This window comes from Leptolyngbya sp. FACHB-8, assembly GCF_014695575.1.
GTDB lineage: Bacteria > Cyanobacteriota > Cyanobacteriia > Elainellales > Elainellaceae > Vacuolonema.
This window is the reverse complement of sequence record NZ_JACJOO010000025.1, coordinates 17342-29056: the sequence shown is the minus strand read 5'-3', so window position 1 is coordinate 29056 and position 11715 is coordinate 17342. Positions and strand designations below refer to the sequence as shown.

9 protein-coding genes and 1 pseudogene are annotated in these 11715 nt (G+C 48.3%); 5 read left to right on the top strand and 5 right to left on the bottom strand.

Annotated elements, in window-relative coordinates; translation table 11 throughout:
• Positions 1 to 143: 143 nt before the first annotated feature.
• The 5 genes from H6F91_RS05525 to H6F91_RS05505 all read right to left on the bottom strand — a co-directional run bounded on the left by H6F91_RS05525 (position 144) and on the right by H6F91_RS05505 (position 5631).
• Complete coding sequence (locus H6F91_RS05525) at positions 144 to 422, bottom strand: hypothetical protein (protein WP_190789250.1); 279 nt, start codon at positions 420 to 422, stop codon at positions 144 to 146.
• A 150-nt stretch (positions 423 to 572) separates the two neighbouring features.
• Positions 573 to 860: a CTB family bacteriocin gene (locus H6F91_RS05520; RefSeq protein ID WP_190789249.1), complete on the bottom strand. Its 288-nt coding sequence runs from the start codon at positions 858 to 860 to the stop codon at positions 573 to 575.
• 251 nt (positions 861 to 1111) lie between these two features.
• A complete protein-coding gene (locus H6F91_RS05515) occupies positions 1112 to 3433 on the bottom strand; it encodes a caspase family protein (RefSeq protein WP_190789248.1) in 2322 nt (773 codons plus the stop codon).
• 378 nt (positions 3434 to 3811) lie between these two features.
• On the bottom strand, positions 3812 to 4783 hold the full coding sequence (locus H6F91_RS05510) for a caspase domain-containing protein (RefSeq protein WP_190774013.1): 972 nt from the start codon (positions 4781 to 4783) through the stop codon (positions 3812 to 3814).
• Between the two features lie 14 nt (positions 4784 to 4797).
• Complete coding sequence (locus tag H6F91_RS05505) at positions 4798 to 5631, bottom strand: hypothetical protein (RefSeq protein WP_190774014.1); 834 nt, start codon at positions 5629 to 5631, stop codon at positions 4798 to 4800.
• A gap of 558 nt (positions 5632 to 6189) precedes the next feature.
• On the opposite strand from H6F91_RS05505, the gene H6F91_RS05500 reads away from it, so the two are divergent.
• The 5 genes and pseudogenes from H6F91_RS05500 (at position 6190) to H6F91_RS05485 (ending at position 11655) form a co-directional block, all read left to right on the top strand.
• Positions 6190 to 6345 (top strand): hypothetical protein, encoded by a 156-nt coding sequence (locus tag H6F91_RS05500; RefSeq protein ID WP_190774015.1) that lies wholly within the window; start codon positions 6190 to 6192, stop codon positions 6343 to 6345.
• Positions 6346 to 6350: 5 nt separating this feature from the next.
• Positions 6351 to 6485 carry a hypothetical protein gene (locus H6F91_RS28230; RefSeq protein WP_277874364.1) on the top strand — a complete coding sequence of 45 codons (135 nt, stop codon included), beginning with the start codon at positions 6351 to 6353 and terminating at the stop codon, positions 6483 to 6485.
• Between the two features lie 535 nt (positions 6486 to 7020).
• Positions 7021 to 7983 (top strand): annotated as a pseudogene (locus tag H6F91_RS27520) (tetratricopeptide repeat protein); the annotation flags it as partial.
• Positions 7984 to 8021: 38 nt separating this feature from the next.
• The gene (locus H6F91_RS05490) at positions 8022 to 10412 is read left to right on the top strand and encodes a tetratricopeptide repeat protein (RefSeq protein WP_347280011.1); all 2391 of its coding nucleotides are present in this window, start codon (positions 8022 to 8024) and stop codon (positions 10410 to 10412) included.
• A 718-nt stretch (positions 10413 to 11130) separates the two neighbouring features.
• Positions 11131 to 11655 carry a hypothetical protein gene (locus H6F91_RS05485; RefSeq protein ID WP_190774017.1) on the top strand — a complete coding sequence of 175 codons (525 nt, stop codon included), beginning with the start codon at positions 11131 to 11133 and terminating at the stop codon, positions 11653 to 11655.
• Positions 11656 to 11715 lie beyond the last annotated feature (60 nt).

Below are 11715 nucleotides of genomic sequence, written 5' to 3'. Positions count from 1 at the left end.
AATGCAATAAGATTGTCGTTATTCATGGTGTATCCTCGTCTGGTCTTTTTCCTTATCCAGCAGGATACGCCGTTTCTTCTCCTTTACTCATACACCACAAATAAACATAGCTCGTTTCCATGGAGTAAAACACATCTGGAGATTTAATCTCGTTGGCTAAATAGCCGAGATAAGCCAGCAAAAGCGTCTAAAACATCCTCCATCGATTCGAAGCCTGGAATGTAGAATTGGAAGGTTGTAATAGACAGGCTGGATGATGTGATGATGGATGAACCTGAGGAATTTGATTGAAACGAAACATTCTCACCCTCAATGGCCGTAAAAGTAAAGACTGCATCAATGCCACCTGATATTTCTGCTAGTTCTTGTTCTGATAATTCAACAGGAGCTAAATCTAAGGAATGCTCATCCACGCTCATCATCGAATCCTCTACAGCAAGTATCAGGGAGAGAAATGGGTGTTTAGAGAAGTAAAGGAGGATCTGCGCATCAACCCTGTAGACTCAAACACCCATCCCTCATAGAACGTACTTGAGCTGGCCCCGATCAATGCTTAGAGAGGCCAGGTTTCATCAGCTAATGCCAATGTTTTGAAATGCACCGCTCTTGATTTGCTGGAAGTCAACGCTCGAAAACGTGCCACTCCCATTTGGTCCAGCAAAGGTTGCCTGATCAACAGAGAGATTCGTTTGCTCGAAGAAGCTGCCAGAATTTTGGGTGAAGTTTTCAATGTCACCAAAGTTCAGCGATATACCACCTGATACGTTATCCAGGTCATCCTCCGAGAGCTGTTGAAGGGAATTCATTTCAGACAGTTCATTAGATACCAGAGTGTTTTGTTGGTATTTGAGTTCTTCCATGGTTCGTTCTTCCTTCTCTAAGAAAAGAGTGAATGTGTAGTAGAGCGTTACCGTAATCGCCCTACACTTCGATATAGTTTTATAGTCTTGAGCGTATGCAGGAATGTGGGCGATATGCTTAATGAAATCTATTTTTAGACTCGCACTTGCGTAGTTCTAATATCCCGTTGGATTCAATGCTAATGATAAAAAGTGGTGCGACGCTTTGCGTCGCACCACTTTTTATCATTAGCATTGAACCTTACTTGTTATTACGATCGCACCTCCAGCAAGGTTGAGAAGGTAGCGATGGTGCGACTACTGATAGCGCGATCGGCGGCACGAGTAGAGGTCACATCAACCGTAGCATCACCGCTGCGGGATAACTCATCCACATCCCCCAACAGATTATCAATCAGGGAAAGTGGATCTGCATCACCGGTGAATACGGCACCTCGATCACGCCCTTGGCCTCGGGCAATATTTTGCAATGCTCGTAGCGCATTACGAAGGGGACTAGTGCTAACCAGCGTAATTATCTCCAAAAAGCCCGTTCCCCGCAGGGTTACCGTCACATTGTCCTCCGCACGAGGAATCACTAAGGTCTCACCCTTGTCAATGCGTGCAGCCTCTTCTGGTGCATCCCAACGGGCAGGGTGAAGTACAATCACATCCCCCTGGCTATTGATTAGCAAACAACTGATATACAGGGCTCTGATTTCGTCATTTTTGACCTGTAATTGAATGACATCGCCACCCACAAACGGTTCAAAGGAGGTTGGTAACGCATTGCGGCTGTCCACCGTTTCACGGTTCATTAGGGGAATTCGAGGGGCATCGGGGCGAGCAGGTACGAAGGCTTCTCCTGAAACCTTGAGGTCAGAACCTGTCGCAGCGATCGCCCGCAAGACCTTAGCGGCTAGCAGAGACTTGAAGCGAGGGGATAACCGATTGATTGCCGCTGTAATAGGTTCACCATTAGCTCCATCGGTACGCGAGATAAAGGTCAGGGTAGGTGTAAAGAGAGCTACAACTCCAGATGGTGGCAACTCAGCTTGATCAACCGGAGCAACGCGTTGACGCAGATCATTGTTCACACGGGCAAGAATGCAGTCCACGGCATTTTGGGAATCGACGGGAATGGCCCGGATGCGACGGACTTCCTGGCCCTCAGCGGAACGAGTCTGGAGGGTCGCTTGGAGGATGGCGATCGCCGTCTGTATTTCCCCCCCTAGTGAGGCATCTAACCCCACGACGAGCTCAAGATTGGCCGGTAAACCGACAATCTGTTCTTGCAGGAACATACCTGGTTGCACCTGAGATAATTCCCCGGAAACCAGTTCCCCACGTCCTACAAGCGGACTTGATGTCGTGGTTGTTTGCTGAAGGGCGATCGGTTTTCCATCGTTATCTGTTACAACTTCCCCTGAGCTGTTCAACACAGTAAACACTGTATTTTCAGCGTACAAGGTTTGCGTGGCCATGCCGCCTAGCCAGAACTCAATTTGACCATCGCTGATGTTCGTAATTACCCCATCTGCCGGTGGAGTTTGCCATTGAGGAATGAAGTAGAACGGTTGCTGTTCGTAATTACTCTCGGGTTTCACCTCGAGCACTGGCTCCTGAGGTTTACCCCAAGTTGCAGCTTCAGCCCGTGTACTACGGCGCAGATTCGCTTGCAAGGTGGTAAAGCTTTGGGGAGTTGGAAGTTGCCATAGATAGCGGGTTAGTAGATAAGTGAATGCTCCTGCATTGAAGGTGCCAAACACAGCATCGACTGCTTCCTGATTGCAGCTAGCCGATCCCAGCGCGACGCCACGGGCAATGCCCTGACTACGTCGTTGCTGAAAGTCTTCCAAGCTAAGACCCTGTTCTGCCATCAACCGTTCTTGCAGGTCTGCTTCTTCCGGACTAGCAATAAGCGTGTTTCCATTGCGGGTTAATCGTGAACCTACAGCCCGTACCGTAATATTGCCTCGTGTACCTGCACCGGAATAGCAGCTATCTAGCACAGTCGTGAGGTTATCCGTTTGAATAGAATTCATTAATAGAAAGAGTGTCCGCCCCATAATGTCAGGCACCACAATTTCGGCCCCTAATTGATTGAGATTCATGGGGTCATTGGGCACCAAAGTTCCATTCAAACCAGGAATTTGTCCCTCACCACAGACTGCAATCTGAATGGGGTTGGGATCTCGTACTTTGCCACCATGACCAGAGTAGTGGAATACGACAACATCTCCGGGCCGTGCCTGACGGATGAGGTGTTCTTGAAAAGCTCTCAAGATGTTCTGTCGCGATGGTTTAAGAGTATCATCACTCTGATTGTCGGAGACGATAACAATATCTGCTGGATTAAACCCAAATCGGTGCACTAAGAGTTGATATTGCAACTCCACATCCGTTAAACATCCACGCAGGCTGCCGACAGGAGTTGCATATTGATTAATGCCTACCAGTAGGGCCAGTTTTCGAGGGGTGGACTGAGCTAGAACACGACCGTATTGGTCAGCCTGCCGCAGGAAGTTCGTTTGGCTTAAACCAATTGTGGCCAGCGTAGAGCCTGCAAATTGGAGAAAATGGCGACGTTTCATAGCGGACATGAAAGAATAAATTTTACTGTAAGAACAATCAAGAACATCTACAGAAAAGCAGCACCCCGGAGTTCTGTACCACCTTACTCAAATTTATTGTGAGAACAAGGGAGGATATGCATTGATAAGGGCAATTAGATAATCATTAATATCTATCAGAGCTTGGAAAAGAACAAGGAACAGGGAGCCGTAGGGAATGACGATGACGCGATCGCCTAGAGCGTGAGGAAGGTCGGAATCAGTTTTATAAGGAGACGATGGAGCACTTTCAAAGCTGGCTGCTGCCAGTAATTCCGTCGACAGTGGTGGCTCAGCTTAGGTGATAGCAAGGGTAGCCCAAACTTGTAACACGTCCAAGGGTTATTCCAACATTACGCACTACGGTGATGGCAAGCCTTCACATACACTTCCTGCACAGGGCAATCGACGAGGAGTCACGTTCGTGATAGGAGCTAGTGGGGCGCTAATTGGAGAAGCAGGAGTAACTTGGGATTGCCCTGGTTCAGGAAGAAAAGCAAAATTACCGATGAGCGATGAAGCTGTCCAGGGAACTTGTTCACCATTAGTTTGATCTCGAACTTCAGCCCTAACTACGTTAAAGAGTTGCTCAAGTTGTTGACCTGGTGTTCTAATATGCCTTAATAGCGCACCGGTAAAAGTTCCATTACGACCTGCACCATCGTCAGCAACATCCCCCGGAGCTGTTGCATAGGCAATAAAGATACCCTCTGCAGTGCTAGTCGTAATTGCAGTCAGTCCTTGCTGGCTAGAGCGCCAGCGTCGAGCAAGTGGGTTATCTCGACAAGCATCTAGAATGAGAATATTGGCATCGTTTTCTGCAGCTTCCATGCGACCTATAACTTGGCCCACAGCCAGTGCTTCATAACGCAGATCTTGCTCTACCTCTATTTGGGCATTTACAGGAATTAAATAGTTTTCCCCAGCCGACTGAACACCATGTCCCGCATAGTAGAAAATTCCAACGCTACCTTGGCGAATAGCTGACGAAAACTCATTCAAGCTTTCTTCCATCTCACGTAAGGTAGCATCGGTTACTAATATGGTCTCAAAACCTAGCCCTCGGAGGGCTCTTTCCATATCTTGTGCATCATTTAATGGATTACGAAGCTGCCCTCCTATGCGATAGTTAGCATTACCAATGATTAAAGCAACTCGGCGTCCAGTAGAATAACGGTCAGTATTGGTATTTCCAAACTCAATATTGACATCTGCTGTATTTGGGGCTCTTTCATTAGCCCTTACTGGTAGGGATAACTTAAGAATTGCTACTGAGAACGTACTAATGGCTAGACCCAGTAAAAAACTATGCAAATACCGACTCAGCATCATGTTGATCTACTATATCAGCTGCTAACGGGAGTACAAGATGGATTATAGCTATACACACGAGACCACCTCTCCACGGTATTTTCCCCAATAGGAATCGTGACGGGCGAGAGATTTCTCAAAGTGATACGAATGGGTATATCTTGAGCTGGAGCATTACTCAGAGCCCTTGCAACATCGGCATCAATTACAAACAAGTGCCTTGCCATTACCCAAACGCCAGGAAGGTTAACGGATACCCGTTCATTATTCTGGTTATTTACTGTCGTGGAGTAGACATACGGGAACGAGGCAGATCTATCAACAACACCAGGAGCATCTTCTACAGCATTCAACGTTATTCTTTGTCCGTTAATCATCATGTCGAGCCGGGTTGGGGTAATCAAGTTAACATTGTTTACTTGATCAGGTGTAGTCGCAATTTGTAGAATTAGCTCTACTGAGCATCCGTCGTTGTTACTACTCCAAGCTGAAACTAATACAGCTCGCCCTGGTCTTGGCGCAGCGAAAGGAGACCGAATCCCCAGGATAGGTTGCGAGTCTTCGCCGTGTCGATCTAAAACTACTCGACCGACAACGGTCGAATCTATGCTATCTCGCTGAATCTCAAGAACTTTACTAAAACGCCATCCATCTGCTGCCCACGGTATTCCATTGATGGTTACAAGGTTATCACCATTGATCACGCCTTCTGTGACTTGAGCGTTAACCGGGGAGATTGCACAGGATATTAGAGATACAATAGCAGCTGCGTAAGATAACTTTGATTTGGTTATTTGAATGAAGCTAGTCGTGAATTGCATCATGGTTACAAAATGATAGGCGATTAAATTGTTTCCAAAGTATTGCAATGCAAACGGACGCTAAAAACCTTAGGAAGGCATCGGTATTCTTTAAGTTAAGATGTACACTAACGAAAGCAGAAGTAGGCTTAAGCAATTAGATAAGAATGATCTTAGCTTGTTACCTATTAGCTTCTTAACTGATGTTCAGTAAACCATTATTTTTAGCTGTGGTGCACCAATAGTCCCTACAATTTTGAAAAGCTGGACAAAAATGATAAAGAAGTTACATTTCTACTGTTCTTTTCAAAGAGAGCTATAAGTAACACCTAATACAAGAATAGAGCTTAAGGGCAATTGTGTAACTTCTCGATAAAAAATCGGGCTAAACATGAGATCAGAGGGGCCAGAAAAGAGCGTAGGTTCTACCTCTATATAGTGAGAAAAAAATAATAATCTATGCAAGAGAAGAAGATAGATTTTTCAATATGATAACCATAGGAGTAATAGGGCGTATAGGGAGTGAAAAATAGCTATTCTGAATGAGAATCGCTCTTCTCCTCCCATGCCCACTGCATCCTTCAATCTATATGTCAACAGACCCGATTGCTGGAAGGAACGTATTCCATGAAACGTTGGCCCCCTGGTCTGATACTGGTGGGAATAATAGCTGGACATCCCGGTCTGATTGCTAGCCTCGACGGGGTTAGTTTTCCCGCAGCAACTCTGTTGGCATTGGCCATTGGTTCTACTAATTTGCAGGGTCAATCGCACGCTTTATAGCAGTTATGGTAGCCGTTTTGGCTCCAGTAGTTTCTGGAGTAGTGGTTTTGATGAAAGGGGTCGATTCAGATTTGGAGCGCGATCGCCTCCTAAACATCATCAAAAACACCGCTAGTTACGATACATTGGCGATGAGTTAGGGCGATCGCCATCGCAATCGCCTGCAACAAGAAGTTGGCCTTACCCAAATGCCGGATCGGCTGTCCGGTATCTTTCCCCTACTCATATCATGTCGTGTTAAATGCACACAACAAAAAGCAAGGTGACGCTTTGCGTCACCTTGCTTTTTGTTGTGTGCATTTAACCTTACTTGTTATCAACCCGATTTTTGCGGAAGAGTATTTCTTGGGTGCGGATCTGGTCAATGCTATAGCAACAGTACCAGAAGCCTAGCGTGAAATTCTAACTGTTCTAAAACAATACTCTGGACAGTTTTTCTGAAACCCTTGATTTTGCGTGCGCTTCGCGCACGCAAAATCAAGGGTTTCAGAAAAACTGTCCGAACTAATGCTAAAAAGAACTTGAAAAGAATACAGAGAGACGGTCGCACGACTATTACTCCTTGTTCTCGTCGATAAGCGATTCGCTTCGTCCATCCATCTACTCATCCACCCCTTGCATACTTTCCTCTTCCCCAAGAACATGTAGAAGAAATGCTCTAGCCAGTGCCTTCCCATGTGCCTCCGGAACCCTTCCCTGGACTTCCCGACCCTACCGCTGATCGCCTTTGTTGTATCCGTTCTCCCATCGATTCTGGCGTCTTCCCCAGAAGTAGCCTGGGCTCAGGAGGCTAGTAGTTTTCAATCCCAGATTCTAACGGGACAACTGGATACCAATGACCCAACCTCACCGGGTGGCCGTTACTACGATGTTCATACCTTTTCCGGTAACGCAGGGCAGGCTATTGCAATCGAGATGAAAAGTGGGGAGTTTGATACCCGTCTCACGTTGCTCGATAGAGAAAGAAATCTAATTGCAGAGAACGATGATCGGGATGGAACAAATTCTCGCATTGTTGTGGTGTTGCCCTCTGCTGGAACCTATACCCTTGTTGCCAGTTCCTACAGTGTTGGCGCGTTAGGCTCCTATACGCTGCATCTACAGGAGTCCTCTGCTCAGGCTGTGGAATTAGAAGCACAGTTAGCAACGGCCAGTCGCCTAAATCAACAAGTAATTCAGCTTTATAGGGAGGGGCGTTATGAGGAAGCCTTACCCCTGGCTCAGCAAGCGTTGGCCCTACGGGAAACAGCGCTGGGAAGCAACCATCCTGGTGTGGGTACTAGCCTCAATAATTTGGCATTGTTGTATCAGGAACAGGGGAACTACAGGACCGCTGAACTCCTCTATCAGCGATCGCTTTCTATCCGGGAAAGTGCCCTGGGAGACAATCATCCGGATGTGGCCCAAAGCCTCAATAATCTAGCATTGTTGTATCGTCTTCAGGGGAACTATGGGGCTGCCGAACCTCTCTATCAACGATCGCTCTCCATTTATGAAGCCACCCTCGGAGACAATCATCCGGATGTGGCTCAAAGCCTCAATAATTTGGCATCGTTGTACCAGGCAGAAAGTAACTATGGGGCTGCCGAACTTCTCTATCAACGATCGCTCTCCATTCGTGAAAGCACCTTGGGAGAAAACCATCCCGATGTAGCCGTTAGCCTCAATAATCTGGCATCACTGTATCAAGACCAAGGGACTATAGGGCCACTGAACCCCTCTATCAGCGATCGCTCTCCATCCTTGAAAGTACCTTGGGGGAAAATCATCCCGATGTGGCCATTAGCCTCAATAATTTGGCGGAGTTATATCGTCTCCAGGGGAACTACGAGGCTGCCGAACCTCTCTATCAGCGATCGCTCTCTATTCGAGAAAGTGCCCTGGGAGAAAATCATCCGGATGTCGCCACTAGCCTCAATAATCTGGCATTGATATACCAGGCACAGGGGAACTACAGGGCCGCCGAACCCCTGTATCAGCGATCGCTCTCCATTTATGAGACTGCCCTGGGAGAAAACCATCCCGATGTGGGCAGTAGCCTCAATAATCTGGCCTCGTTGTATCGAGTGCAGGGGAACTATAGGGTTGCTGAACCTCTCTATCAACGATCGCTTTCCATCCGAGAAAGTGCCCTGGGAGAAAATCATCCGGATGTCGCCACCACCCTCAATAATCTGGCACTGTTGTATCGAGCGCAGGGGAACTATCGGATCGCTGAACCCCTGTATCAGCGATCACTCTCCATTTATGAAAGCGCACTGGGAGAAAACCATCCCAATGTAGCCCTAAGCCTCAGTAATTTGAGTGTCCTATCCTGGAGCCAGGAAGATATAACCGCTGCTCTAATGTGGATGAATCGCTCCGCTGAAATTGAGGAGACAAATCTTGCTCTGATGTTAGCGATCGGTTCTGAAGCCCGTAAGCAAGCTTACTTAAACACCCTGGCAGGGACAGCAAATAGAGCTATTTCCCTACATATGCAGGCAGCCGAAGAGCAACCGGAAGCGGCACGCCTAGCATTGACAACCCTGTTACGCCGTAAGGGGCGAGTGCTAGAGGCTACCAGTGATACTTTTCTGGCCCTACGACAACAGTTAACCCCAGAAAACCAGGCATTGTTGGAGGAACTACGGTTGGTGGAGACTCAGCGGGCCAGTGCAGTGTTTGAAGACACGGTAGTCGATGCAGAAAGGCTGAGAACGCTTGAGAACCGTGCCGAGGAATTGCAGAATCTTTTAGCCCAGCGCAGTGCAGAATTCCGTGCCGAAACGCAACCTGCTACCATTGCAGCCGTCCAACAACAAATCCCCGCGGATGCGGCTCTTGTAGAACTGGTGCGCTACCAGCCCTACAACCCCACAGCCTCACAGCAGGAGCAGTGGGGAGCACCGCGCTATGCTGCCTATGTGTTGCAGCAAGGCGGCGAACCCCGCTGGGTCGATTTGGGGGAAGCAACTCCTATCGACGCACAAGTCTTCGCTTTCCGAGAGGCTCTTCGCAGTAGCCAATCGGATGTGCAGAGAGTGGCTCGTTCCCTGGATGCCCAATTAATGCAGCCAATTCGGGCATTAGTGGGCGATGCCACCCATCTCCTGATATCACCAGATGGACAACTCAGCCTCATCCCCTTTGCCGCCCTGATGGATGAGAATAATCAGTACCTTGTGAAACGCTACACCTTCACCTATCTTTCTTCAGGCCGTGAGTTACTGCGAACAAGACGGCACACTACTCCTCGTCAAGGGGCCGTGTTAGTAGCCAACCCTGATTTTGGCCAAGCCCAGTTTCCTGTAGCCGCGAGGGTAGAAGGTGATCGCCCCGCTACCGGCTCTACCCGTTCCGTTGACTTCAACACCCTCACAGGTTTCGCTCCTCTCCCTGGCACCCAGCAGGAGGCAGAAGCGATCGTCCCCCTCCTACCCAATCTCACCCTCCTGGAAGGTTCCCAGGCTACAGAAGAGCGGCTCAAAGAAGTGCAAGGCCCCAGCCTTTTACACATTGCCACCCACGGCTTCTTCTTGCAGGATCAAGAATGCCTCGCAGCTTCGAATGTTCGTAGCCTAGGCGATGCCACCGCTGTCATTGAGTCTACTGGCGACAGTACCCCTTGTATTCCTACCCCACGTACTGTGGAGAATCCGTTGCTGCGCTCGGGGTTAGTGTTGGCGGGGGTAAATGGGCGATCGCAGCGCCAGGGCAACCGTGAGGATGGTGTACTCACCGCGCAGGAAGTGGCTCAACTTGACCTGTACGGAACCCAATTGGTGGTGCTGTCTGCTTGTGAAACAGGACTTGGAAACGTCGTCAACGGCGAAGGCGTCTATGGCTTACGAAGAGCCTTTGGGTTGGCGGGAGCGGAAAGCCAACTGATGAGTCTGTGGAAAGTGGATGACACAGGCACCAGTCAGTTGATGAGCCGATACTACCAGCGCTTAATGGCTGGAGAAGGTCGCAGTGCTGCTCTTCGAGACGTGCAACTAGAACTTCTTAACACGGGGGCGTACAGTCATCCCTATTACTGGGCAAGCTTCATCTTCTCTGGTGAATGGCAACCCTTAGAAGAGTAACTAATAAGAGATTCAGGACTTACGCAAGCCCGCTATCCATAGTGTATTTGTGTTGTGGGTGGGGTGCGAAGCACCCCACCCACAACACAAATGCGTAAGTCCTGAGATTGCAAATCGCTAAAAAACTTATGGAGCAAGCCTTTAGAAAATCACAAAATCATATATTTCATATCCATCAACCATTCCTTGAAGCATTCTTAAAACTGCCTGACCCGTTATTAGCCATCCGGGAGGAGGGTTAAGGTAGGTTTCAAATACAAACCGAAAGCATGGGTACTGTTTGCAGATAAACCCCAAGGGTTACGCACCCGACCTGTAACTAAGGAGATTTCTGAGAAACAATATCCCCATTATTTGGAAAAAAGGCGCGGCGAAGCCGCGCCTTTTTTCCAAATAATGGGGAAGTTCTTATCTGGAAATCTCCTAAGTGCAGTGGAATAACGGAGATTAATGAGCTGATTTGAGAGGCTGGCTATTGCTAAGCCTAAACGTTAGCTTGCTTTACCCTTGGTGAAAATGTACGTTTCCGCCTTAAAACATAGTGCGATCGCAGCAGTAGAGCTTTCAAAACTGACAACATTTATACCGTTTTGTTTAGGCCTGTCTCCTTCATAAGGGAGAACGAAGTCAGGGAATTTGCGCTTAGGCTGGGAAGTTAAGGATAGCTTGTCACGCTTCTAATTTACAAGCGTCCAACACTCAAAAAAGGAGTTGTTTTATGAGTAACGAGTTAGATAAAGAGCATAGGGAACATGACGCTAACCGCGATCCGCTCTCTGGTGAACCGGGTGCCCATCCCGTTGGTACGGGAGTTGGAGCAGCAGGTGCTGGAGCAGCGGGTGCTGCCATTGGCGGTGCGATCGGTGGTCCAGTTGGAGCAGTTGTAGGGGCTGTAGTTGGTTCTGTAAGCGGTGGTTTAGCTGGTAAGCGAGTCGCTGAAAGTGTAAATCCAACGGTTGAAGACAACTACTGGCGTGAGAACTACACGACCCGTTCTTATGTAGAACCTGGTTCCACCTACGAAGACTATCAACCAGCCTACCGCACTGGATATGAAGGTTACTCGCGGTATGGCACAACGGGTAAAACCTACGACGAGCTTGAGCCAGACCTACGGCAAGACTACGAACGCAATCACAGTGGTGCGCGCTTGGGCTGGGAGAAGGCGAAGCATGCTTCTCGTGATGCATGGGATCGAGTTGAACGAGCGGTTCCTGGTGATGCAGACCACGATGGCAAGTAGACTTCTTGTCAGGTAGCGATAGCAACTCAAGGGCTGGAGGATAGACCTTCAGCCCTTTGT